Genomic DNA, 24,568 nt, shown 5'->3' with positions numbered 1-24,568 from the left:
CCGCGCAGCGGCTGTCACCGCGAATCCCGCGGCCGCAACGCTGCGACCCTGGCGCGGTCGCCGGTGATGTCTGCCGGTCATCCCGCGCAAGCGCGGCCTGCCGTTACGGTGAGTAACCCAACGATCGAGCGAGCGCCGTACCGGTTCTCCGCGACCGCCGGCGCTGGTGGCGGCATCGCCGGCCGGGTGGGGCGGCGTGCCGCGCCTTGCGCAACCTCGACAGTTTCATCTGTTACAGTTTACGATTGCGCGTGGCCCAATGCCGCGGCGCGGGCGGGGAGCGTCAGCTCAACCCGACGAGGGGATAGCTTGCCCGTTCTTTGGCGATGTTGCACAAAGACCGCGCAGCGCCGGCCTGGGCGACCTGAATCGGATCGGACGTTCTAAGTTTTTGGTATGTCGCATTTTCTTTCGCAAAACCGGAACGGCCTTTTGCGGAAAATGCTCTAGCTTTCGGCCCGACCTCCGCGGCCGCAGCGGCCGGTCGGAGGGACGACGCCGACGGGGTCTTCACACTGAACGCGGGCGAACGCGAGGGGAAGTCGATATGGCCAAATGGGTGTACAGCTTCGGCGACGGTGTGGCCGAAGGCAGGTCTGACATGAAGAACCTGCTCGGCGGCAAGGGCGCGAACCTCGCCGAGATGGCCAATCTCGGCCTGCCGGTGCCGCCCGGCTTCACCATCACCACCGAAGTCTGCACTTATTACTATAAGAATGGCCGCCAATACCCGCCCGAGCTGAAGGATCAGGTCGAGGCTGCGCTGCTCCGCGTTGGCCAGATCACCGGCCGCAGCTTTTCGTCCATCGAGAACCCGCTGCTGGTGTCGGTACGCTCCGGCGCCCGCGCCTCGATGCCGGGCATGATGGACACCGTGCTCAATCTCGGCCTCAACGACGTCACCGTCGAGGCTTTGGCGAAGTCGTCGGGCGACCGCCGGTTTGCCTTCGACAGCTACCGCCGCTTCATCACCATGTATTCCAACGTCGTGCTCGGCATCGATCACGATGTGTTCGAGGAAATCCTCGACCACTACAAGCACTCCAAGGGCTACGTCCAGGACACCGACCTCGACGCCGCCGACTGGGAGGAGATCGTCGCTCGCTACAAGACCCGCATCGGCGAGGAGCTGAAGGCGCCGTTCCCGCAGGATCCGTTCGACCAGTTGTGGGGCGCCATCGGCGCGGTGTTCGGCAGCTGGATGAACCAGCGCGCCATCACCTACCGCCGCCTGCACAGCATTCCGGAAAGCTGGGGCACCGCCGTCAACGTCCAGGCCATGGTGTTCGGCAACATGGGCGAGACCTCGGCCACCGGCGTCGCCTTCACCCGCAATCCCTCCACCGGCGAGAACAAGCTTTACGGCGAGTTCCTGATCAACGCCCAGGGCGAGGACGTCGTCGCCGGCATCCGCACTCCGCAGGAGATCACCGAGGAGGCGCGCATCGCTGCCGGCTCCGACAAGCCGTCGATGGAAACCGCGCTGCCGGAGGTGTTCCTGCGCTTCAAGACGGTCGCCGAGACCCTGGAGCGCCACTACCGCGACATGCAGGACATGGAGTTCACGGTCGAGCGCGGCCGGCTGTGGATGCTGCAGACCCGCAACGGCAAGCGCACCGCGCGCGCCGCGCTGCGCGTCGCGGTCGAGATGGCGCAGGCCGGCGATATCACCAAGGACGAGGCGGTGCTGCGGGTCGATCCGTCCTCGCTCGACCAGTTGCTGCACCCCACCATCGACCCCAAGGCGCCGCGCACCGTGCTCGGCACCGGCCTGCCGGCATCGCCCGGCGCCGCCGCCGGCGAGATCGTGTTCACCTCCGATGAGGCCGCCGCGCTCAAGGCCGAGGGCAGGAAGGTCATCTTGGTCCGCGTTGAGACCTCGCCCGAGGACATCCACGGCATGCACGCCGCCGAAGGCATCCTCACCACCCGCGGCGGCATGACCTCGCACGCCGCCGTGGTGGCGCGCGGCATGGGCAAGCCGTGCGTCTCCGGCGCCGGCGCCATCCGGGTCGATTACGCCGCGGGCACCCTCACCGCCGGCGGCAAGGTGCTGAACAAGGGCGACCATGTCACCATCGACGGCGGCACCGGCCAGGTGCTGCTCGGCCTGGCGCCGATGATCGAGCCGGAGTTGTCGGGCGAGTTCACCACCCTGATGGAGTGGGCCGACGCCCGCCGCCGGCTGAAGGTGCGCACCAACGCCGAGACCCCGGCCGACGCCCGCACCGCCCGCACCTTCGGCGCCGAAGGCATCGGGCTGTGCCGCACCGAGCACATGTTCTTCAATGAGGATCGCATCGTCGCGGTGCGCGAGATGATCCTCGCCGACGACGAGGCCGGCCGCAAAGCCGCATTGGCGAAACTGCTGCCGATGCAGCGCGACGACTTCGTCGAGCTGTTCGAGATCATGAAGGGGCTGCCGGTCACCATCCGCCTGCTTGACCCGCCGCTGCACGAGTTCCTGCCGCACGGCGACGAGGAGATCGCCGCCGTCGCCAAGCAGATCGGCGCCGACCCCAAGAAGCTCGAGCAGCGCGCCGCCCAGCTGAAAGAGTTCAACCCGATGCTGGGCTTCCGCGGCTGCCGCCTCGCGGTGGTCTATCCCGAGATCGCCGAGATGCAGGCCAGGGCCATCTTCGAGGCGGCGGTGATCGCCGCCAGGAAGACCGGCCAGCCGGTGGTGCCGGAGGTGATGGTGCCGCTGGTGTCGACCAAGGCCGAACTCGACCTCGTCAAGAGCCACATCGTCGAGATGGCCAAGCTGGTCGAGCAGGAGTCGGGCACCAAGCTCGACTATCACATCGGCACCATGATCGAACTGCCGCGGGCGGCGCTGCGCGCCGGCGACATCGCCGCCAGCGCCGAGTTCTTCTCGTTCGGCACCAACGATCTCACCCAGACCACCTTCGGCATTTCGCGCGACGACGCCGCGCTGTTCCTCGACAGCTACACCGCCAAGAACATCTTCCCGTGCGACCCGTTCGTGTCGATCGACCAGGACGGCGTCGGCGAGCTGATCGAGATCGCCGCCGAGCGTGGCCGAAAGACCCGCCCCGACATCAAGCTCGGCATCTGCGGCGAGCACGGCGGCGACCCGGCCTCGGTGACGTTCTGCGCCAAGACGGGGCTCGACTACGTGTCGTGCTCGCCGTTCCGCGTGCCGATCGCGCGGCTGGCGGCGGCGCAGGCCGCCATCGGCGCCGGCGGCTCCGGCACGGCGTGAGGACAGTCGTCGCGCACGACGCCTCTCCACCCTCTCCCCTTGCGGGAGAGGGTGGAGAGGCTGAGCGAAGCGAGGTCGAGCCGGGTGAGGGGGGAATGCGGGCGAACGCCTAAATATTCACCCCATCCGCCTCGCGATCGCTCGCCACCCTTTCCCGCAAGAGGAGAGGGTGGCGTCGCCTCCGTCATCGACAACGCAGATCACCCCATTCCAACGATGCGCTGGCTTCCCACCAAACCGGTCTATCCGCCGCCGAAGTTCCGGGCCCCCGAACCGCCGCGGCCGCCGCCCTCGCCACGGCTTCTGACGTGGTGGTTCGGGGGCCTGGCGATCGTCGGTGTCGTGTTTGGCCTCAATGCCGGCGCGGCGACCGAAGGCTTCGACCCTGACCGGCTCTACGAGCTGTTTGGCTTTGGCTGCCTGGCGCTGGTGGCGCTGCGGCTCGCCGTGCGCCGGCCGCTGACCGAGGTGATCAGTGGCAAGATGATCGCGATCGGTTGCCTCCTCGGTGTGGTAGCCTTTCTCGGCGCGCAATGGGTCACGCTCAATCTCGCCGCCATGCCGACGCCATAGCCCCCCAGAACGATGCCGGTGCCGATGACGATGCCGATGACGACTTCGATGACGCCGCCGCCGTTGGCATCTCTCGCCGCCATTGCCGGCGGCGGCAAACGAGCGCTGGCCCAGGCGCTTGCTGCCATCGAGACCCACGCCGGCGAACCGGCGCTTGCGGCGCTGTTGGACGAGGCGTGCCGGGCCGCGCGCGGCCACGTGCTCGGCCTCACCGGGCCGCCCGGCGTCGGCAAGTCGACCCTGACCAACGCGCTGCTGAGACAGTGGCGTGGCAATGGCGAGACGGTGGGGGTGATCGCGGTCGACCCGTCGTCGAAGCGCACCGGCGGCGCGTTGCTCGGCGATCGCGCCCGCATCATCACCGACCCCGACGACAAGGGCGTGTTCGTGCGCTCGATGGCGGCGCGGGACCGATTGGGCGGCCTGTCCGACCAGACCGTCGCCGCCATGGTGATGATGCGCGCGATCTACGACCGCGTGCTGGTCGAGAGCGTCGGCATCGGCCAGTCGGAGACCGACATCGCATTCGCCGTCGACACCGTGGTGCTGTGCATCCAGCCCGGCTCCGGCGATGCGCTGCAGTTCATGAAGGCCGGCGCCATGGAGGTGCCGGACATCGTCGCCGTCACCAAGGCCGACATGGGCCTGCCGGCCCAGCGCGCTGCCAACGACGTCAAAGGCGCGCTGACGCTGTTCGCCGGCCAGGAGGATTGGCCGGCGCCGGTGGTGCTGGTGGCGGCCAGCCGCGGCGATGGCCTCGATGAGCTGAAGGATGCGATCGAACGCCACCGCGCCCATCTCGGTACGGCCGGCCGGCTGGCGAAGCGCCGCGCCGCCCAGGAGGCGGCCTGGGTCGAGGAGGGCACCCGCGCCCATTTCGGCTCGGTCGGGCTTGCCGCGGCGGCGGCCATCGCGACCGGTGCGGCGCAGGGGCCGTTCGGCCGCGAGCTTGCCATCGCGCAGGCGCTGAAGGCCCGCCTCGGCGACGGCCGGTGACACGAAACCCGGCCGATCAGGTCGGTGTTTGGTCGTGCTGTCGCCGAAAAAGCGCTTTTCGATCAGGATTTTTCGGCAAGGTGGTTTCCGGGATCACGACATGATCATCCGGAAACCGCATCAGTTTGCCGCCGGAATTCCGACCCGCCGAACATGAAACCGCCGGTCGTTCCGGGCGAAGCGAAGCTGAGACCCGGAACCCATGATCCGCGACGTTTCCGGCAACGGCAGCGCAAGCGATGTCGCGCAGCTAGGGGCGATGCGGACGACGGCGAGAGTCGCGGATCATGGGTCCCGGATCGCGCGGCTTTGCCGCTTGTCCGGGACGACGGCGCCAGGTCTCCGCCGCGGCCGGGCGGCATCGGATGCCACGGCGCCGTGGAGCGCAGCGCGAACAGTTTCTGTTTAGTCCGCTTTGGCCGGCTCGTCTGTCGCCGGTGCGTCCCCTGCCGGCTGGTCGTCGGTCGGCTCGGCGCCGCCCGGCGCAGCGCGCAGGCGGCGAACCGGCGGCAAGGTCTGCTCGTGGCCATCCCAGATCACCGGTCGCTCCAGCCATTTCTGGATGAAGTTCCACGATCGAAGATAGCCGTTATGGGGCAGGATGCAGTCCGAGCAATCCTTGCGCTTCAGCCCGTTCTTGTCGGTGAACACCTTGTAGGGTCCGGGGCACTCGTAGGCGATCAGCGGGCAGTAGCAGAACAGGCAATTGAACTCGGTCTCCACCCCCTTGTGGCAGGGGTAGAACGGGCAGGCGGTGTTGGTGAAGCCCTTGAAGGCTTCGTTCTGGGTGGTGTCCTTGGGCTGCATCGCACCTCTTGTCGGCCGGAACCGGCCAATCGGCAATCGACCTTTCGGACGACGTGCGGACGACTGGTCTGAGACATGGTGCAGGACGCGGCGCGATCAATCCACCGGGGCAATTTGGCCCGCTGGCGCAGCCGCGGCAGTTGTCGCCGTTTGCCGATGCGGGCGCCGGCCGCCGGTGCATCTGGCCAGCCAGGATGACCAAGTCGCCGAACGCGATCTGGTGGCTGGCGTGAGCCGACGGCCGCCGCGGCAACGTCGCCGGGCGGCCGTCCTGTCTGCTTCGGGTCGGATCGCGCGTCAGCTCGGGGCGCGGTAGGACACCACCCGCCCGGCGGAATAAGAGCTGATCGAAACCATCCGGTTGCCGCGGGTGCCGCCGGAATTGCCGGAAATGACGATCGGGTTGCCGGCGCGGTCGAAGTCCTTGACCACGCCGACGTGGTAGCCGCCCTTGCGGGACAGCACGACGACGTCGCCGGGCCTGCCCGCCGACGGCCGGCCCCAATTGGCCCACGACTTGGCGAGGCGCGAGCCGGTGCCGGAACCGGCGGCAACGAGGTTCATGAAGTCGGAGCACCACAGCGTGCGCTGGTTGGTGGGGTTGGAGCCGAGGTAGCGCTCGGCGCGGGCGACGAGGTCGCCCGTTGTCCAGCCGCGGCCAGCCATGCCACCCGATGTCCAGCTGCGGGCGGCCATGCCACCCGACGCCCAGCCGCCGGCGACGGACGATACGTGGCGGCGCGCCGGCTTGGCATTGGCGCGGCGGCCGGCGCCCGGTCCGTAGTAGTAGCGACCGTGTTTGTAGTGATTGTCGACGTAGGTGTGAGAGGAGTGAGCGTTTCGGCTTGTCTTGTAGGGTTTGGCGTTAGCTGGGGCAATTAGAGAGCAGAACGTAATAACCCCAAGTGCCAGACTAATGCCTTTTACCATCCGGGACAACTCCTTTACTCGTTATGTCCGGGCATGGTGACTAACGACCGAAGAGGACAGAGCTGTGTCCCGTAATCGATCATCATGTGATCGAATCAAGGCGAATGATGTCATTCGCAATTTTTAGGGTTTTGCAACCGCTCCAACGAAACTATGAGGGGTAATTTGTTGACTTTGCGGAATGATGCTGACGCCGATTTATAGATCAGCTTGTGCTAGATCCAATATGATTTTAAATGAAACTTGTTTGTGTCGGGGTTTGCCTGCGACTTTGTCGGTCAGGCCGCATGGTGCCGGCAGTGGCGACACGAAAAACGGCCGCTCCGGCCGCCGTTTCATTGTCCGGCCTTCGGGAAATCTCGTTCCGAGCAAGGGCTTTTGGCGCGGCGGTCCAGCAATACGACGCGATCAGCCGGAATCCGTGTGAGCTATACCAACGGCCCCGGATGCCGATGGCGGGAGGCCGCGGTGTCCGCTCTTGCGGGGAACGCGCTTGCGCCGTGCGCTGGCGCTACCGCGCCAGCTTGAGCAGGGCGTCGAGGTCGAGATTGGCCTCGACATGGTCGGCCAGTGCGTCCAGCGCCGCCTCGGTGCGGGCCTCGAAGTCGAGCGCGGAGGCATTCGCCCCCACCGTGGTCAGCCAATGGGCGCGGAAGGCGTCCGAGCCGAACAGGCCGTGGACATAGGCGCCGCTCACGCGGCCGTCGGCCGAAACCGCGCCTTCCGGCCGGGCGCCCGAGCCGTCGTCCAGCATCAGCCACGGCCGCGCCAAGCCCGGCCCCGTGGTGCGGCCCATGTGCATCTCGTAGCCGGTGACGCGCTGGCCGGAGACGCGGTCGGTGACGTCGAGGTCGATCAGGCGCTTGTCGGTGGTGATCTCGGTCTCGATGTCGAGCAGGCCGAGCCCCGCGGTCTCTCCGGCCGGACCTTCGAGACCGAGCGGGTCGCGCACCACCTTGCCCAGCATCTGGAAGCCGGCGCACAGCCCGACCACCCGGCCGCCGTGGCGGACATGGGCAAGGATGTCGATGTCCCAGCCCTCCTTGCGCAGCACCGCGAGGTCGGTGCGGGTGGCTTTCGAGCCCGGCAGCACCACGACGTCGGTGTCGGCCGGGATCGGGTTGCCCGGCTGCACCCAGCGCACCGCCACCCCCGGCTCGGCGGCGAGCGGGTCGAGGTCGTCGAAATTGGCGACGCGGGAGAGGCGGGGCACCGCGACGTTGAGGCCGCGGCCGCCGAACTCGGCCGGGCGCTCCAACGCGAGCGAATCCTCGGCCGGCAGGCGGTCGGCGCGGTCGAACCAGCGGATCACGCCGAGGAACGGCCAGCCGGTATGCTCGGTGATGGTGACGCAGCCCGGCTCGAACAGCGAAAAATCGCCGCGGAACTTGTTGACGATGTAGCCCGCCACCCGCGCCCGGTCGGCCTCGCTGAGCAGGGCATGGCTGCCGACAATGGCGGCCATGGTGCCGCCGCGGTCGATGTCCGACAGGATCACCACCGGCAGCTCGGCCGACTCGGCCAGCCGCATGTTGGTGATGTCGCTTGAGCGCAGGTAAACCTCGGCGCCGGAGCCGGCACCCTCGACGATGACGAGGTCGGCTTCGGCCTGCAGCCGCCGCAGACTGTCGAGCACCGCCGGCATCAAGGCGTGGCGCATCTTGTGATAGATCCGCGCCGGACAATTGCCGAGCACCCGGCCGCGCAGCACCACTTGCGAACCGATGTCGGTCTGCGGCTTCAGCAGCACCGGGTTCATGTGGATCGAGGGCGGCGCCTTGCAGGCGCGGGCCTGCAGCGCCTGGGCCCGCCCGATCTCGCCGCGGACGATCTCGCCGTCCGGCCCCGGCGGCAGGTCGCTGTCGACGGCCACCGCGGCGTTGTTGCTCATGTTCTGCGCCTTGTAGGGCAGCACCTTGAGGCCGCGGCGGGTGTAGGCGCGGCACAGCGCCGCCACCACCATGCTTTTGCCGACGTCTGAGGCCGTGCCCTGGATCATCAAGGTCCGGGCGCGCTTGGGCAGGTCGGCGGGGGCGGGGGTGAAGACGACGTCGGCGAGGGACTGGGTCACGCGGCGAACTCGGCTGAAAAGGTGTGGTGCTTGCTACGAAACCGGGCCGGCCGGGGCAAGCTTGGTGAGGATATGGACGCTGCCGGGCGGCGCCTCGACCGTGAACGCCTCGGCCAGGGCAAGGCCGCGGTCGCGTGCCACCAAGGCGCGGATGACGCCGCCATGGGTGACGGCAACCACCACGTTGTTGGCATGACGTAAGGTTATTTCGGTGGCGAAGGCGTTGGCGCGGGCGGCCAGCGCGGTGAGGGATTCGCCGCCGGGCGGCGAGCCGGTCACGAAGTCGGCGCCCCAGGCGTCGAGGTCGGCGCGGGAAATCTCGTCCCAGCGCTTGCCCTCCCACCGGCCGAAGTCGAGCTCGTGCAGGCGCGGGTCGATGATCGCGCCATGGCCGAGCCGGTTCGCCAACGCGCGGCAGCGCTCGGCCGGGCTGGTATAGACAGCGTCGATCGCCGGCAGTGCCGCGCGCACCGCCTCCGCTTCGTCAGCGAAGCTCGCGGCCAATTCGACCTCGTGGCGGCCGTAGCACAGGCCGTTGGCCCCGGCGACGTGGGTATGGCGCACCAGGATCAGCATCACACCGCGGCCAGCACCGAAAGCAGGATCGCCAGCTCGCAAAGCTGCTGGGTGGCGCCCAGGCAATCGCCGGTATAGCCGTCGAGGCGGCTGCGGAATGAGGCGACGCACGCCGTCCACATCGCCGCCCCGGCCATCGCCGCTGGCAGGATCGCCGCCCCTGGCAGCAGCACCAGCGGCACGATGCCGAGCGCGATCACCAGCCCCAGCCGGTCGCCGCCGAGGTCGCTCACCATCGGCTTGGCGCGGCTCTCGTCGGTGCGGGCATAGCTCAGCACCGCCATCACCGCGGCGCCGAGGGTGCGGCTGAAGGCGTGGCCGGCGACGAGCGCAAACGGCACCACCTCGAACGGCATCGCTGCCAGGGCCTGCCACTTCAACCCGAGCATCAGCACGATGCCGATGGCGCCGAACGCGCCGATGCGCGAGTCGCGCATGATCTCCAGCATCCGCTCCTTGGTGGCGGCGCCCAGACCATCGCAGACGTCGATGAAGCCGTCCTCGTGCTGGGCGCCGGTGAGGATGACGCCCGCGGCCAGGGCCAAGCCGGCGCAAACCGGCGCCGGCAGGCCCAGCGACGCCAGAACATAGACCGCCGCCGTCACGATGCCGACGCCGAGCCCGATCAGCGGCCAGTAGGTGGTGGCGCGCTGCCAGTCCTCGGCCGCGAGCGCGGGCAGCCGGGGCAGGGGGATGCGGGTGAAATAGATCACCGCCGCCAGGACGGCGCGGCGCTCGCGGGCGATGAGCCCAGGAGACGGAAACGAACCGGACTCACGCAGCATGATGACGGACGCGCTCCTTTCCGACGGAGAGGGCGGCGAGGATTGAACGACGCGAAATCCGGGCCGGGTGAGAGGTGATGCAAACACGCCCGAGCAAAGCGCGGGCGCCAGCTCCCGCAAGGGGAGAGGGCATGGGCGGCCGGCGGCGTAACGACAGGACGTGCATCATTTCAGCTTAACCGGGCAGCCGGCCACGATCAGCCACGCCTCATCGGCGGCGGCGGCGGCGCGCTGGCCGAGAATGCCGACCAGATCGCGAAAGCGGCGCAGCGACGCGTCCATCGGCACCGGGCTCCAGCCGATTTCGTCGCCGACCAGGACCGAGGGGAACGGCGCCGCCTTCAGCCCCGCCAGCTCGGCCTCCCACGCCGCGACGATCTCCGCGTCTGGCCGCTCGAACCGCGTCGCCGTCCACAGCACCACGCTGTCGATCAGGGCGCCGGCCGGGGCGGGGTCGAGCGCGCAAAGGGCGTCGGCGACGCGCTCGGGCGCTTCCAGCGTGCGCCACGACGGCGGCCGCTCGGCCTGATGGCGGCGCACCCGCTCGACCATCTCGGCATCGCCGGGGTCGACCGGATAGGTCGCGACGAAGGCGACGTCATCGCCCCAGCCGCCGGCAATCTCGACGGCTCGCCGGCTCTTGCCGCTGCGGGTGGGGCCGGTGAGGAACGTCAGGTGACCCATCGTTCGCCTTGCTCGTTGACGGTCGCGTGGCGGGTGGCCGCGTCGCGACCCCGCCTTTGGCCCAGAATTCCTGGCGGGAAAAGGCATTTCTGCCGGGCACTCGGCAAGGGGGCGGCCCGGACGGGCGCGCTGACGGGCGCAGGCGGTGACGGTACCCGGCCAGCGGCGCCGCTCAAGCGACCAATTGTCCATCCGACGTGACACGGATGCGGCGGCAGCTATGGAAAGCGATGTTGACACCCGTTTGCCGCGCACATACCAACGCCCGGTCAAAAAGCACTCCCGCCCCAGCGCCGAAATGGCCGGGGGCCGGTATGGGGTATCGCCCCCGCGGAGGCTCGCATGCGGATCGTGCTCGTCCATCCCAACTATCACTCCGGCGGCGCCGAGATTGCCGGCAAATGGTCGCCGGCGTGGGTCGCCTATCTCGCCGGATACCTGAAGGCCGGCGGCTACAGCGACATCCGCTTCATCGACGCGATGACCGACGATCTGTCGGAGGACGAGCTGCGCGCCGAGCTCGCCAAGGAGAAGCCGGATATCGTCGGCACCACCGCGATCACCCCCGCCATCTACAAGGCCGAGCGGGTGCTGCAGATCGCCAAGGAAGTGCATCCCAACGTCGTCACCGTGCTCGGCGGCATCCACGGCACCTTCATGTACCAGCAGGTGCTGTTCGAGGCGCCCTGGATCGACGCGGTGGTGCGCGGCGAGGGTGAGGCGGTGATGCTGAACCTCGCCCGCGCGGTCGACGAAAAGCGCTGGCCCGATTGCCGCGGCCAGGTCGCCGGCATCGCCTATTCCGAGGGTTCCAAGGTCATCGCGACCCAGGCCGAGCCGCCGATCCGCGACGTCGATTCCATCGTCGCCGACTGGGGCATTCTGGACTGGGAAAAATACATCTACATCCCGACCGGCACCCGCGTCGCCACCCCCAACCTCGCCCGCGGCTGCCCGTTCACCTGCAGCTTCTGCTCGCAGTGGAAATTCTGGCGCGATTATCGCGTCCGCGACCCCAAGAAGGTGGTCGACGAGATCGAGGAGCTGGTCACCAAGTACAAGGTCGGCTTCTTCATCCTGGCGGACGAAGAACCCACCATCAATCGCAAGAAGTTCATTGAGTTCTGCGAGGAGATGATCCGGCGCAACCTGCCGGTCCAGTGGGGCATCAACACCCGCGTCACCGACGTCATGCGCGACGAGGAGTTGCTGCCGTTCTATCGCAAGGCCGGCCTCGTCCACATCTCGCTCGGCACCGAAGCCGCCGCCCAGCTCAATCTCGACATCTTCAACAAGGAAACCACGGTCGGCCAGAACAAGCGGGCGATCGATCTGCTGCGCAATGCCGGCATCGTCACCGAGGCCCAGTTCATCGTCGGGCTGGAGAACGAGACGGCCGAGACGCTGGAGGAGACCTACCGCATGGTTCGGGACTGGAACCCGGACCTTGCCAACTGGTCAATGTACACGCCCTGGCCGTTCTCCGATCTGTTCAAGGAGATGGGCGACAAGGTCGAGGTGTTCGACTTCGAGAAGTACAACTTCGTCACGCCGATCATGCGGTCGAAGGCGCTGGACCGTGCCGAACTGCTCGATCTGGTGATGAAGAACTACCGCCGGTTCTACATGAACAAGGCGCTGTTCGGCTACATGTGGGAGCGCGACCCGCTGCGTCGCAGCTATCTGGTCGGCTGCCTCAAGGCGTTCCTCAAGAGCGCGTTCGAGCGCAAGTTCTACGACCTCGGCAAGCGCGGCTATTGGGGCCCGCTGTCCAAGAAGTTCCTCAAGTTCGACTTCGACAAGTCGCGCAAGCTGGCGGACGCGCCGATCGCCCAGCAGTCGGCCGACTGGAAGAGCGCGCCCAAGCGCAAGCAGGACCAGGCGAGCTCCACCACCGCGGCTGCGGTGGCCGAGATGCGCGCCTGCGGTGGCTCGACCGAGCAGATGGAAGACATCGCGGTGCCGCCGGCCGAAAAGATCATGGCCTGCGGCGGTGGCACCCAGCAGCTGCCGGAGAACGAGCCGCTGGTGAAGGCGCACTGACGGGCGTCACGCGATCGCAATCTCGTCATGGCCGGGCATCGTCCCGGCCATTGGCGTTTTTACGGCGGTCGAACCGGTGTGTTGGCGGTCTCTGATCCCCGCGGCCTTTGAGCTTGAGCTTCCACCAACGCCAGCTCGCCTCATCCCGCGGGAACCGCGACAGCGAGCGCACAACCGGAACCCACTTGTGCGGAAAATGCTCTGAGGCCGCTGGGATCAAACGCTGGCGCGGAGCCGGAAGATCGCACTCTTCGGCGCGACGTTGCGCCAGGCCATCTTCAGCGCTTCCTGCAGCGCCGCCTCGTCGGCACCGGCGAGCGACAGCGAGGTCCAGCCGAGTTGGCCAAAGCCGCCGGTGGCCGGCGCGAAGCGGGCGGGGTCGATGCGCACCAGCCGCTCCTGCTGGGCATGGTGCAGCCTCAGCACCACCCGCTGCTCGTCGGGCAGCGTGGCGAAGGTTTTGCCGCCGGAGCGGAATTCAGGGCGGCCCAGATGCTGGCTCTCGATCGCTTCCGGTAGGGCGAGGGCGATGCGGCGGACATCTTGTGGTGTCACGGCGGCCTCCGATGTCACCAGCGCCAGTCGAAGATATCCCAGCTTTCCGCCGCTCGCGGTCTGGCGCGGCGCGGGGCGTCCCACGGACAGGACTTGAAATAGGCTTCGGTGACTTGCGTTTTCCAGGCGGCAAAGCAGGCCGGCCGGGTACCGGGCGCCAGCCCGCCGCGCTCCTGCATCACCAGCAGGTAACGGTCGCGGATTTCCTCTTCCTCGGCCAGGCAGGCCGTTCCACCCAGCACCAGCACTGCCGCCGCCACCATGATCGTTCGCATCGACAACTCTCCCGGACCTGGTCTCCCAGACCTGAGCCAAGCCTACATCCATGCCGAGAGCGCTGTCAGCAGCTTCCGAACGGAATAGCGACGGTGCGGGGCAAGCGGGCGTCGATTTGCCGTTACCGCAGCATGGTCGCCCGCACCCACCAGCCGGGATGGGCGCGGCGCAGCGCGGTTGCCGCCTTGAGCGCGTCGCGCGGCGTGGCGTAGAGCCCGAACACGGTGGCGCCCGAGCCCGACATTCGCACCAATCTGGCGCCGGCGGTGGCGGCCAGCGCCGCGATCACGGCGTCGATCTCGGGCGCCATCGCCCGCGCCGGCGGCTCGAGATCGTTGCGAAGGTCGGCCAGTTGCGCGATCAGCGCCTCGCGCTCGGTCGGGATGCGGTCGTCGGCCGGGTGGCTCGAGGCGATGTCGGTGCCCGGCGCGATGGCGAGCGCCTTGAACACCGCCACCGTCGGCACCGGCACCCGCGGGTTGACCAGCACTGCCGGCAGCGCCGGCAGCCCGAGCAGCGGCCCGAGCTCGTGGCCGGTGCCGCGCATCATCCGCGACCGCGAGGCGAGGCAGACCGGAACATCGGCGCCGGTCGCGCACGCCGCTTCATAGAGGCGAGCATCGTCCGGGGGGAGGCCGTTGGCCCGCGCCAGCAGGCGCAGCGCCGCTGCGGCGTCGGCCGAGCCGCCGCCGAGGCCGGCCGCCACCGGCAGCCGCTTCACCAGCACGAACCGGCCCAGGATCAGGCCCGGCACCCGCGCGGCGAGGGCGCGGGCGGCCTTCGCCACCAGATTGTCGTCGTCGGGTCCGGCGGCGGCGGCAGTCGGTCCCGCGACCGTCAGCGCCAGCGCGGGGCCGGGGTCCAGCGTCAGCGCGTCGGCGGCGCCGGCGAACACCACGAGGCTTTCGAGCCGGTGCCAACCGTCCACCCGGCGGCCGGTGACGTGCAACGTCAGATTGATTTTGGCTGAAGCGCGGTCAATGTGCGGCATGGAGGCGGCCGATCAACCGCATCTTTGCGGCGGGCGCAAGAGGCAATTTGCGGTGCGGTCCGTCGTCCTTGCCCGCGCCACGGAAAGCGTCCATTCTCGCTTGGATATGGCCGGCCTCAGCCGGCGGAACAGAGGATTCCTCCTTGACGATCAGAGGCCGTTCGCTGGTGGCCGCGCTCGCCATCTCATCCGTCGTGGCCGGGCCCGCGATCGCGCGCTCGGACGCATCCGGCGAGGATTACGGGCGGCTGTCGCTCTCCGGCAGCTATCTTGCCGGTCGCCTGGCCGGCTCGTTGCGCGACAATGCCTCCGCAACCACCTTTTTCAAGGCGGCGCTGCGCGTCGATTCGAAAAACACCGAGGTGATGGAGCGCGCCTTCCTGGTGATGCTGGCGCAGGGCGACATCGACGATGCTGCCGCGCTCGGCGAGCGGCTGGTGCAGCTCGACCGCCAGCACCGCATCGCCCGCCTCGCCATCGCAGTCCGCGCCATCAAGGCCCGGCAGTACCAGACGGCGCGGACCCAGCTCGCCCAGTCGGTGCGCGCGCCGATCGCCGATCTCACCGCGACCCTGCTCGCCGCCTGGACCGCCTATGGCGCCGGCGACACCAAGAGCGCGATCGAGCTGCTCGACAAGCTGCAGGGGCCGGATTGGTACGCCACCTTCCGCGACATGCACGCCGGCATGATTCTCGATCTCGCCGGCCAGAAGAAAGAGGCGGGCAAGCGGCTTGAGCGCGCCTACAAGGCCGATCAGACCGCGCTGCGGGTGGTGGAGTCCTACGCCCGCTGGCTGTCGCGCAACGGCCAGCGCGAGGAGGCGCTCCGCGTCTACGCCACCTTCGACAAGGCGATGCCGCAGCACCCGCTGGTGGTCGACGCCGTCGAGACGCTGGAGAAGGACCAGAGCCTGCCGCCTTTGGTGCGCTCGGCCCAGGATGGCGCCGCCGAGGTGCTGTACGGCCTCGGCTCCGCGCTCGGCCGCCAGGGCGGCGAAGACCTCGGCCTGATCTATCTGCAGTTCGCGCTGTTCCTGGCACCGACCCATCCGCTGGCGCTGTTGTCGCTGGCCGACCTGTACGAGACGCTGAAGAAGCCGGAACTGGCGATCGAGGTCTATGAGCGCATTCCCGACAAGTCGCCGCTGAAGCGCAACGCCGAAATCCAGCTTGGCCTCAACCTCGACCTGCTCGACCGCACCGACGAGGCGCGCGCACACCTCGAAGCGTTGGTGAAGGCCGACCCCGACGATCTGGAGGCGGTGCTCGCGCTCGGCAACGTGTTGCGCGGCCGTAAGAATTTCGAGGATGCGGCGAAGGTATACACCACCGGAATTGACAGCATCGACCAGCCGGAACGCCGGAACTGGATGATCTATTACTTCCGCGGCATCTGCCTTGAGCGCTCCAAGGAGTGGTCGAGGGCCGAGGTCGATTTCAAGAAGGCGCTGGAGCTGTTTCCGGACCAGCCGCACGTGCTGAACTATCTCGGCTATTCCTGGATCGATCAGGGCATCAACCTTGAGCCGGGAATCGAGATGATCCGCCGCGCCGTCCAGCTTCGGCCGGATGACGGCTATATCGTCGACAGCCTGGGCTGGGCGCATTTCAAGCTCGGCCGCGTCGATGAGGCGGTGGCGGAGCTTGAGCGCGCCATCGAGCTGAAGCCCGACGATCCGGTGATCAACGACCATCTCGGCGACGCTTATTGGAAGGTGGGGCGCAGGCTCGAAGCGGTGTTCCAGTGGAGCCACGCCCGCGACCTCAAGCCCGAGCCGGATGATCTGGCGAAGATCGAAACCAAGCTGAAGCACGGTCTCGCCGATGAGCCCAAATCCAAGGCCGAGAACGCCAAGGTCGGCGAGGGCGGCTGAGCCGAGGCGCCGCGGCGCAACGGGCGGCGCGCCGGGACGGCCGGCACCACGCCGCCCCGCTTCGCGCGCGGCCGGAGATGCCGGGCATCGCCCGTTCTTCGGGACGCCGTGCTTCATGGCGGCAGCAGGACGTCCGCTCCGATGACCGCGTTGCCCGACCCGTTGCTCGATCGCCTCGCCGCCGTGGTCGGCGCGCGCCACGTCCTGACCGGCTCCGCCGACAGCGCGCCCTACCTCAATGAGCCGCGCGGGCTGTTCGCCGGTGTGGCGCGGGCGGTGGTCCGGCCGGGCTCGACCGATGAGGTGGCGGCGGTGGTGCGGCTGTGCGGCGAAACCGCGACGCCGATCGTGCCGCAGGGCGGCAATACCGGCCTGGTCGGCGGCCAGATTCCCGACCGCAGCGGCCGCGAACTGGTGCTCTCCACCGCCCGGCTCGACCGCATCCGCGAAGTCGACCTCGACACCCAGACCATGATTTGCGAGGCCGGCGTCACCCTGAAGCGGGCCCAGGATGCCGCCGCCGCGGTCGGCCGGCTGTTCCCGCTGTCGCTCGCCGCCGAGGGCACCGCCACCATCGGCGGCAACCTCGCCACCAACGCCGGCGGCACCCAGGTGATCGCCTACGGCACCGCCCGTGACCTCGTGCTCGGGCTGGAGGTGGTGCTGGCCGACGGCCGCATCTGGCGCGGCCTGCGCAAGTTGCGCAAGGACAATACCGGCTACGACCTGCGCCATCTGTTCATCGGCGCCGAAGGCACCCTCGGCATCATCACCGCCGCGGTGCTGAAGCTGTTCCCGGCGCCGCGCTCGATCGAGACCGCGCTGGTCGGCGTCGCCTCGCCGCAGGCGGCATTGGCGCTGCTCGGCCTCGTCCGCGCCCATGCCGGCGCCGCCGTCACCACCTTCGAGGTGATGGCCCGTATCTGCCTCGATTTCGTGCTCGCCCATATTCCGGGCAGTCGCGATCCCCTGGCCGGGACGCATTCCTGGTATGTGCTGCTGGAGGTCTCCTCGCCCGACCCCGGCGGCCTGCGCGACGTGCTCGAGCACCTTTTGGCCGAGGCTCATGGCGGCAGCCTGATCGAGGACGCCGTGATCGCCGACAGCCTGGCCGCCCGCGCCGCGCTGTGGCGGCTGCGCGAGACCGTTCCGGAGGCGCAGAAGCCGGAAGGCGCCTCGATCAAGCACGACGTTTCGGTGCCCCTGACGGCGGCGCCGGCCTTCATCGCCGAGGCGTCGGCGGCGGTGGAGGCGGTCGTCCCCGGCTCGCGCGTGGTGCCGTTCGGCCACCTCGGCGACGGCAACATCCATTTCAACGTCAGCCAGCCGGTTGGTGCCGATACGGCGGCGTTCCTCGCCCGCTGGGAGGAGATGAACGCCGCGGTGCACGCCGTCGTCGCCCGCCACAAAGGCTCGATCTCGGCCGAGCACGGCATCGGCCGGCTGAAGCGGGCGCTGCTGCCCGGCGTCAAGGACGCCGTCGAACTCGACCTGATGCACGCCGTCAAACGCGCGCTCGATCCGGGCGGCCTGTTCAACCCCGGCAAGGTGCTGTGATGCTGTGATGCCAAATCCGGCCGATCAGCCCAGTCGCCGAACCCTGTCCGATTCGGACCTTGCGGCGGGCGTTTCCGCGAACGGTCGCCCGGAACCGCGTGGCGCACGCGACGACGATTGGTGCATCTCGTTCGGAAAATTGTGTGCGTCAATTTCATCTCCGGCGCTTCATTTAATCAATAACTAACGCCGTCTCCGTTACGCGGCCGGATGAGAGCCAGCGTGGAACAGCCACGGTCTCGGCTCCACGCTCCCGGAGGGAGACATGACGACAATCAAAGCCCGACTGCTCGCGGTGTTGACCGCGTTGACGATTGCCCTTGGCTTGTTGGGCGTTTCGACCTTTCACGTGGCGGACGTCGCCGAGCACGGCCTGCAGTCGGTCTATGCCGACCGCGTGAAGCCGATGGATCTGCTCAAGCACGTCAGCGACGCCTATGCCGTGTCCGTTGTCGACAACGCCCACAAGGTTCGCGCCGGCATCGCGCCGTTCGAGGTTGGCCGCCGTCAGATGGACGAGGCGCTTGCGCTCGCGGCCCGCACCTTCGGCGCCTACGCCGCCGCCATCGGGATCGACGACGAGGAGGCGCGGCTGGTGCGCGATGCCAAGCGGCTGATGTCGGCGGCCGAGCCGGCGCTGGCGGAGCTGCGCGACATCATGGCCCGCCAGGATCGCCTCGCGCTCGACCGTTTCGTGACCGAACGGCTCTACGCGGCGGTTGACCCCATCACCTCGGTGCTCGAAAAGCTGGTCGATCTGCAGACCGAGCGGGCCCACAGCGCGTTCCAGGCCGCGAAGGGCTCCAACGACAACGCCCGCATGCTGGTGGCCGCGCTGTCGCTGGCGAGCCTTGGCGTCGTCGGCTTCGGCTTCTGGACGGTGCTCGGCGCGGTGGTGCGGCCGTTGCGCAGCATCACCGCGACCATGGCGGCGCTGGCGCGCGGCGACCTCACCGTCGAGGTTCCGGTTTACGATCGGCGCTCCGAGGTCGGCGAGATGGTCGCCGCGGTCGAGGTGTTCAAGAGCCACGCCCTGGAGCGAGAGCGGCTGGAGGCCGCCCACGCCGGCGAGGAGGCCGCCCGCCACGCCCACGCCGAGAAGATCGAGAACCTGGTCCACCAGTTCGACCGCGTCACCAGCGCCATCATCGACACCGTGTCGGCGGCCGCCACCGAGCTGCGCGCCTCGGCCCAGACCCTGACCGCGACCGCGGAGGAAACCTCGCATCAGTCGGTTGCGGTGTCGGCGGCGTCTGAGGAAGCCTCGACCAACGTTCACAGCGTCGCGGCTGCGGCCGAGGAACTGGTGGCCTCGGTGCAGGAGATCTCCCGCCAGGTCGAGGAATCCGCCCGCATCGCCGCCGGCGCCGCCAACGATGCCCGCGCCACCGTCAACCAGGTGAAGAGCCTGTCGGCCGGAGCCGAGCGCATCGGCGAGATCGTCGATCTGATCGGCAACGTCGCCGGCCAGACCAACCTGCTGGCGCTCAACGCCACCATCGAGGCGGCGCGGGCCGGCGAGGCCGGGCGCGGCTTCGCCGTGGTGGCGAGCGAGGTCAAGACACTGGCCGACCAGACCGCCAAGGCCTCGGCGCAGATCGCCAGCCAAATCGCCGAGATCCAGGGCGCCACCGGCAGCGCCGTCGATGCGATCGGCGCGATCTCGGCGGTCATCGAGCGCATGAACGGCATCTCCGCCGCCATCGCCGCCGCGGTCGAGCAGCAGGGCATGACGACGCGGGAGATTGCCCGCAGCGTGCAGCAGGCCTCCAACGGCACCGCCGAGGTCAACGCCAACATCGCCGGGGTGACGCGCTCGACCGAGGAGACCAGTTCAGCGGCCAACCAGGTGCTCGGCGCCGCCAACGAACTCGCCAGCCAGGCCGAACTGCTGAAGCGCGAGGTCGGCCAGTTCCTTGCCGAGGTGCGGGCGGCATGACGCTGCAACATGCCGACGCCCGGCCGGTTCGGCCGGGCAGGGCGCGCCGGGTGGCACCGTAAGGCTCCTGTTCAGGCCGGCTGCGCCATCAAGGCGGACCGGCCGCCTTGTCGAGCAGGCCCTCGGCACGGGCGTTGATCAGAAGCGCAAACGCTGACGGGTCCTTGACCCAGGCCGGCAGGAAGCCCCAGCGCACCAGTGCCAATCGGCGCACGCTGTCTTCAGCCGGACGATCGGGATCGGCTGGGTCGGCGCCACGTTGTAGCGCGGCGGTCCGAGCGGTGCCGGGCCGACCATGCCGAAGCACTCCCGTAGCCGCGACTCCGGAGACGAGATGACGAAGCGTCCACACATAACCTATGGTAAGATCGGCGTTATCCGGATGTTTAACCGTTGGCCGGATAATCGGCCGGATTTTCTACCACGACCGGCCGACCGATGACCTTGGCTGACGCGAACCATACCAGATCCCACGGACCGCGGATTGATCCGGAGCGACTGAAGGCGGCGAACCTGCACCCGGAGACGGGGCTGGCGACCGACTATCTGAACCGCTTCAACGAGGCGATCATGCTGCTCGAGATTGTCAACGACGATCCGAGCTGCGTCGAGGAACTGCAGGCGTGGGAACCGGCGGATTATGTCGAGCACTTCTCGCGCTCGACCTTCAAGGCGCGCGACCTCGCCATCGAAGCCTACCATCAGGCGCCGCTGGTGCTGCGCCGCCGACTCGACGAACTGGGGGGCACCATGACCAGCATCATCGTCGCGGCCCGCGAGGCGCTGACGATCGGGATGTCGGAGGAGGAATCCCGCGCCGTGGTCGAGATGACACTCGCCAGCCTCAAGGAACACCTGTCGGAAGCCAGCGCGGTGATTCACGGCAAGCCGCTGCAAGATGTCGAATCGGCCAGCGAGACCCAGGACGAGGTCGACGCGCTGTTTGCCGACTGACCGGCCGAAGCGAGTCGGCAAAGCGATCCGGTCAAGACGATCTGGCCAAAGCGAACTGGTCAGGACCCTGAGGCGGCCATGGACCCGGTTTCCCGCCATTACCCCGCCGCACCGGTGCTCGGCGCCAGCGCCGCCATCTTTCACGGCGGCCGCCTGCTGGTCGCCCGCCGCGGCTTCCAGCCGATGGCTGGGCTGTGGAGCCTTCCCGGCGGCGGGGTCGAGCTTGGCGAAACGCTGATGGAGGCGCTGTGCCGCGAGGTGCGCGAGGAAGTCGGCTGCGAGGTGCGGCCGGCGGCCTTCATCGGCCATGCCGAGATCATCCACCGCGACGACGATGGCCGAGTCGCGCGCCACATGGTGGTCGCCTGCTTCGCGGCCGAGTGGCTGGCCGGAGAGCCGGCGCCGAGCGCGGAAGCGCCCGACGTCGCCTGGGTCGACCGTGCCGCGCTGGCCGCCCGCCCCACCACCGACCGCCTGCCGGAACTCGCCGCGGCGGCGGCCGCCAGCCTCGGCATTGCCTGGTAGCGCGGCGCCGTCCGATCCGGTAATTTTGGCGCCAGCGGTCGGGCGCGACTTGTCCGCGCCGGCGGAGCGCGTCATATCTGATGGCGATGTGGCGACATCTCGCACTGCTCTTGGTCCTGCTCGCGGCTTCTCCCGCCGAGGCGCAACTGCGTCCGCCGGGCAGTGTCGGCGGGCCGCCGGGGCCGCCGCCGCCGCCGCGCGGTTGGTTCTTCTTCGATCTGTTTGCGCCGCGCCGTCCGCCGCCGCCGCCCCAGATGCTGCAGCCCAGCCAGCCGACCCAGCCCCGCCATTCCAGCGGCGGCCGCAGTGGGCAGGGCGCGCCGGGTCCGAAGCCGCCGGCCGAGGACGCCAAGCCGGCGGTCGCGCTGCCGTTGGCGCCGCCGCCGCCCTATGAGGGCGACCTGATGCGGATCGCCGAGATCATGGGTGCGCTGCACTATCTGCGGCCGCTGTGCGGCGCGCCGGAGGGCCAGCGCTGGCGCAACGAGATGCAGGCGCTGATCGAGGCGGAGGCGCAGAGCGAGGACCGCAAGGACAAGCTCACGCGCGGCTTCAACAGCGGCTATGTCGCGTTCGAACGGACCTACCGCAGTTGCACCCCGGCGGCGACGCTTGCGGTCGAGCGCTACCTGAGCGAGGGCTCCAAGCTCGCCCACGACGTCGTCGCCCGCTACAGCAACTGACCGGCCGAATCCGACTCTCGCTCAAGCCGTTGCCGCGACAAGCGGAATCAAAGTCTCAGCCGGTGGGCGGCGCGGATTCGGTAAAATGAGACCATGGGCGTTAACCGTTTCTCAAATAATCATTAACCCGCTGTCGACGATTTGAGGGGGCGGCGTGCTAGGTTCGCAGCGAATTTGGGCGGCCCCCGCCCGAGGATGCTGCGGAGAGGCGTGCCGTGTCTGACTTCCATCACTGCTCGACGACCCAGGCCGATGCCGCTGCGGATGCGGAGCAGCGCCGGGTCGCCCTCGGCTATCTCGGCGAGGCGTGGGATGAGGCGGCGGTCGACGGTCTCGATCCCGACTGCCTGGCCCAGGCGGCGATTTTCCTGGCGTTTCAGGAGCTTGTTGCGACCTATGGCGAGGAGCCCGCGGCCGTTTTTGCCGAGGCGCTGGCCGAGCGCATCCGCGCCGGCGAGTACACCGTCCAGCGCACCCATCAGTGATCGGCTGGCGCACGTCCGACAAGTGCGGGACGCCGTGTTTCGCAGGAATGTGCGATAAATCAAAATCTTAACGCCATAGGCTTGTTTGGTCGGCCAATCGGACACGGTGGCCTGACGAAATCCGCAGTTGCAGCATCGGCTTGCAGGCGGGCGCGGAATCGGTTTGGCAGATTGCGGCGGGCTGGCACAACGCCTCGCTCCCGTCGTCAACCGACGTTAGGATCGCCGCATGTCTGCTTCGCGCCTCCTGCTTGCCATGCTCGCCGCGGTTGCCTCTCTGGCGCCGGCCTCACAGCCGGCGATTGCCGAGACCAAGGTCCGCACCGAGACCATCCAGGTTCCGCCGGCGGGGGCCAAACCCGCCGACCCGAAATCATCCGACGCCAAGCGTCCGCCCTCGCCGGCCGGCGAGGGCGCCCATGCCGTGCGCCCCGACGACGCCAAGAGCAAGGATGCGGACCAGACGCCGCCCGCGGTCATCAGCGACCTCAGCCTGCTGCCGGCCCCGGTCGCGCGCATGCGCAGCCGTATCGTGGAGGCGGCGAAAAGCGGCAGCCTCGAAAGGCTGGTCACCGCGATGCAGTCGAACGAGATGATGCCGGTGTTCTCGTTCGGCGACGAGTCCGACCCGATCGCGCTGTGGCAGAAGACCTTTCCCGATTCCAAGGGCGTCGAGCTGCTCGGCATCCTGGTCGACCTTATGGATGCGCCCTTCGTCCACGTCGACCAGGGCACGCCGCAGGAAATGTTCATCTGGCCGTATTTCGCGCGGTACCCAATCCGCCAGCTCGACCCCGAGCAGATGGTCGAGCTGTTCCGGATCGTCACCGGGTCGGATTTTCGCGAGATGCAGGAGTTCGGGGCCTATATCTTCTACCGCGTCGGCATCGCGCCGGACGGGGTGTGGCATTACTTCGTCGCTGGCGAATGATGCGGGATCCGGCCGGGCGGGCCGGCGTTTCGTCCGACGCAGCGCCGCGGACGCAGGAACGGGAGAGCCGATGTTTGCCACCCTCCTCACCAACCGCACGGTGATCGCCGTCGGCGGCGCGGACGCGCGCAGCTTTCTCGACCGGTTGCTCACCGGCAGTCTTGGCCCGGTGTCGCCGGCGCGGGCCAGCCACGCCGCGCTGCTGACGCCGCAGGGCAAGATGGTGGCCGAGGCCGTTATCACCGAGATTGCGGCCGAGGAAGGCGGCAGCTTCCTGCTCGACGTCGCGCGGCCGCAGGCTGGCGACCTCGCCGCCAAGCTCGCCTTCTACCGGCTGCGGGCCGACGTCACCATTGCCGAGGTCGGCGATGAGGCGGCGGTGGTGGCGCTGTGGGGGGAGGGCGCCCCCGGCGGCCTCGACCACGCCGTGCCGGACCCGCGGCTGGCGGCACTGGGCTTTCGCGCCATGCTGGACCGCGAGGGCGCCGAAGATGCCCTGATCGGCGCCGGTGCCACATTGGTGGATGAGCGCGACTACCACCGCCACCGCATCGCGCTGGCGGTGCCCGAGCCCGGCCTCGACTACGTGTTGGCCGAGACCTTTCCCCACGAGGCCGATATGGACCAGCTCGGCGGCATCGACTTCAAGAAGGGCTGCTTCATCGGCCAGGAAGTGGTGGCGCGGATGCAATACCGCGGCACCGCCCGCACCCGTGTGGTGCCGGTGGTGGCGGCGGACGGCGACGTGCTCGCCGAGGGCGGCCTGCCGGTGCTGGCCGGCGACAAGGTGGTCGGCACCATGGGCTCCTCGGTGGAGGGGCGGGGGCTGGCGCTGCTGCGGCTCGACAAGGTTGCCGATGCCCTGGCCGAAGGGCTGACGCTCACCGCCGGCGGCATCGCCCTAAAGCCGGTCAAGCCGGCCTGGGCGACGTTCGCCTTTCCCGGGGACGGGTGAGCCAGTTCATTCGCCGGGCGGCGGCGCAGGCGTGAGCAACGGTCCGGGCAGCCGGCCTCCGGCGTGACCGGCGCCACGCCCATTCTGCGCGTGTTCGGCGAGACCAAGACTCTGCCGTACCGAGCCGCGTGCATGATGCCGCTGCCGGAGAT

Annotated in this window: 22 protein-coding genes and 1 pseudogene; 13 read left to right on the top strand and 10 right to left on the bottom strand. The window is 68.7% G+C overall.

The annotated features are described in order from the left end of the window. Positions 1–547 precede the first annotated feature (547 nt). The 3 genes from ppdK (at position 548) to BVIR_RS09705 (ending at position 4,795) form a co-directional block, all read left to right on the top strand. A complete protein-coding gene (gene ppdK, locus BVIR_RS09715) occupies positions 548–3,226 on the top strand; it encodes a pyruvate, phosphate dikinase (protein WP_055037487.1) in 2,679 nt (892 codons plus the stop codon). A gap of 216 nt (positions 3,227–3,442) precedes the next feature. Continuing rightward, positions 3,443–3,799, top strand: coding sequence for a hypothetical protein (locus BVIR_RS09710; RefSeq protein ID WP_055037486.1), 357 nt, complete (start codon positions 3,443–3,445; stop codon positions 3,797–3,799). Positions 3,800–3,835: 36 nt separating this feature from the next. Then, positions 3,836–4,795, top strand: coding sequence for an ArgK/MeaB family GTPase (locus tag BVIR_RS09705; protein ID WP_236823586.1), 960 nt, complete (start codon positions 3,836–3,838; stop codon positions 4,793–4,795). A gap of 405 nt (positions 4,796–5,200) precedes the next feature. Here the strand turns inward: BVIR_RS09705 and BVIR_RS09700 are convergent, their stop codons facing one another. The 6 genes from BVIR_RS09700 to BVIR_RS09675 form a co-directional block, all read right to left on the bottom strand. Further along, positions 5,201–5,602 (bottom strand): cysteine-rich small domain-containing protein, encoded by a 402-nt coding sequence (locus BVIR_RS09700; RefSeq protein ID WP_082416921.1) that lies wholly within the window; start codon positions 5,600–5,602, stop codon positions 5,201–5,203. A gap of 297 nt (positions 5,603–5,899) precedes the next feature. After that, positions 5,900–6,532, bottom strand: a complete 633-nt coding sequence (locus BVIR_RS16855) for a TIGR02594 family protein (RefSeq protein ID WP_145912005.1) — start codon at positions 6,530–6,532, stop codon at positions 5,900–5,902. Between the two features lie 511 nt (positions 6,533–7,043). Then, the gene (locus BVIR_RS09690) at positions 7,044–8,531 is read right to left on the bottom strand and encodes a cobyric acid synthase (RefSeq protein ID WP_145912099.1); all 1,488 of its coding nucleotides are present in this window, start codon (positions 8,529–8,531) and stop codon (positions 7,044–7,046) included. Positions 8,532–8,636: 105 nt separating this feature from the next. Next, the gene (gene cobC / locus BVIR_RS09685; RefSeq protein WP_055037483.1) at positions 8,637–9,179 is read right to left on the bottom strand and encodes an alpha-ribazole phosphatase; all 543 of its coding nucleotides are present in this window, start codon (positions 9,177–9,179) and stop codon (positions 8,637–8,639) included. Continuing rightward, complete coding sequence (gene cobS, locus BVIR_RS09680; RefSeq protein WP_082416919.1) at positions 9,179–9,964, bottom strand: adenosylcobinamide-GDP ribazoletransferase; 786 nt, start codon at positions 9,962–9,964, stop codon at positions 9,179–9,181. The genes cobC and cobS overlap by 1 nt, the downstream gene beginning before the upstream one ends. A gap of 165 nt (positions 9,965–10,129) precedes the next feature. Next, positions 10,130–10,648, bottom strand: coding sequence for a bifunctional adenosylcobinamide kinase/adenosylcobinamide-phosphate guanylyltransferase (locus BVIR_RS09675; protein ID WP_055037482.1), 519 nt, complete (start codon positions 10,646–10,648; stop codon positions 10,130–10,132). 342 nt (positions 10,649–10,990) lie between these two features. Here BVIR_RS09675 and bchE point away from each other — a divergent pair, with 342 nt between their 5' ends. Continuing rightward, a complete protein-coding gene (gene bchE / locus BVIR_RS09670) occupies positions 10,991–12,691 on the top strand; it encodes a magnesium-protoporphyrin IX monomethyl ester anaerobic oxidative cyclase (RefSeq protein WP_055037481.1) in 1,701 nt (566 codons plus the stop codon). 216 nt (positions 12,692–12,907) lie between these two features. Here bchE and BVIR_RS09665 read toward each other — a convergent pair whose 3' ends face one another. The 3 genes from BVIR_RS09665 to BVIR_RS09655 all read right to left on the bottom strand — a co-directional run bounded on the left by BVIR_RS09665 (position 12,908) and on the right by BVIR_RS09655 (position 14,513). Beyond that, positions 12,908–13,246, bottom strand: coding sequence for an MmcQ/YjbR family DNA-binding protein (locus BVIR_RS09665; RefSeq protein ID WP_055038807.1), 339 nt, complete (start codon positions 13,244–13,246; stop codon positions 12,908–12,910). Positions 13,247–13,260: 14 nt separating this feature from the next. Beyond that, complete coding sequence (locus BVIR_RS09660) at positions 13,261–13,521, bottom strand: hypothetical protein (protein WP_055037480.1); 261 nt, start codon at positions 13,519–13,521, stop codon at positions 13,261–13,263. Positions 13,522–13,643: 122 nt separating this feature from the next. Continuing rightward, a complete protein-coding gene (locus BVIR_RS09655) occupies positions 13,644–14,513 on the bottom strand; it encodes a 4-(cytidine 5'-diphospho)-2-C-methyl-D-erythritol kinase (RefSeq protein WP_055037479.1) in 870 nt (289 codons plus the stop codon). Positions 14,514–14,656: 143 nt separating this feature from the next. On the opposite strand from BVIR_RS09655, the gene BVIR_RS09650 reads away from it, so the two are divergent. The 3 genes from BVIR_RS09650 (at position 14,657) to BVIR_RS09640 (ending at position 19,883) form a co-directional block, all read left to right on the top strand. Beyond that, complete coding sequence (locus tag BVIR_RS09650; protein ID WP_244495144.1) at positions 14,657–16,387, top strand: tetratricopeptide repeat protein; 1,731 nt, start codon at positions 14,657–14,659, stop codon at positions 16,385–16,387. 141 nt (positions 16,388–16,528) lie between these two features. After that, entirely contained in the window at positions 16,529–17,944 is a 1,416-nt protein-coding gene (locus tag BVIR_RS09645) for an FAD-binding oxidoreductase (protein ID WP_055037478.1), read from the top strand. A 265-nt stretch (positions 17,945–18,209) separates the two neighbouring features. Continuing rightward, complete coding sequence (locus BVIR_RS09640; RefSeq protein WP_055037477.1) at positions 18,210–19,883, top strand: methyl-accepting chemotaxis protein; 1,674 nt, start codon at positions 18,210–18,212, stop codon at positions 19,881–19,883. A gap of 100 nt (positions 19,884–19,983) precedes the next feature. Here the strand turns inward: BVIR_RS09640 and BVIR_RS17050 are convergent. After that, positions 19,984–20,237, bottom strand: a pseudogene (locus BVIR_RS17050) (SOS response-associated peptidase family protein); the annotation flags it as partial. Between the two features lie 84 nt (positions 20,238–20,321). On the opposite strand from BVIR_RS17050, the gene BVIR_RS09635 reads away from it, so the two are divergent. The 6 genes from BVIR_RS09635 (at position 20,322) to ygfZ (ending at position 24,416) form a co-directional block, all read left to right on the top strand. Continuing rightward, entirely contained in the window at positions 20,322–20,837 is a 516-nt protein-coding gene (locus tag BVIR_RS09635) for a hypothetical protein (RefSeq protein WP_055037476.1), read from the top strand. A 78-nt stretch (positions 20,838–20,915) separates the two neighbouring features. Then, on the top strand, positions 20,916–21,362 hold the full coding sequence (locus BVIR_RS09630; RefSeq protein WP_055037475.1) for an NUDIX hydrolase: 447 nt from the start codon (positions 20,916–20,918) through the stop codon (positions 21,360–21,362). 80 nt (positions 21,363–21,442) lie between these two features. After that, a complete protein-coding gene (locus BVIR_RS09625) occupies positions 21,443–22,045 on the top strand; it encodes a TIGR02301 family protein (RefSeq protein ID WP_055037474.1) in 603 nt (200 codons plus the stop codon). Between the two features lie 215 nt (positions 22,046–22,260). After that, positions 22,261–22,530, top strand: a complete 270-nt coding sequence (locus tag BVIR_RS09620) for a hypothetical protein (RefSeq protein WP_055037473.1) — start codon at positions 22,261–22,263, stop codon at positions 22,528–22,530. 229 nt (positions 22,531–22,759) lie between these two features. Continuing rightward, positions 22,760–23,461: a dihydrolipoyllysine-residue succinyltransferase component of 2-oxoglutarate dehydrogenase complex gene (locus BVIR_RS09615; protein WP_060832995.1), complete on the top strand. Its 702-nt coding sequence runs from the start codon at positions 22,760–22,762 to the stop codon at positions 23,459–23,461. 70 nt (positions 23,462–23,531) lie between these two features. Continuing rightward, positions 23,532–24,416 (top strand): CAF17-like 4Fe-4S cluster assembly/insertion protein YgfZ, encoded by an 885-nt coding sequence (gene ygfZ / locus BVIR_RS09610; RefSeq protein WP_055037471.1) that lies wholly within the window; start codon positions 23,532–23,534, stop codon positions 24,414–24,416. The last annotated feature ends 152 nt before the right edge of the window (positions 24,417–24,568 follow it).

This window comes from Blastochloris viridis (assembly GCF_001402875.1).
GTDB classification, from domain to species: domain Bacteria; phylum Pseudomonadota; class Alphaproteobacteria; order Rhizobiales; family Xanthobacteraceae; genus Blastochloris; species Blastochloris viridis.
Note: the sequence above shows the minus strand (reverse complement) of the source record. Positions and strands in the feature narration are given on the sequence as shown.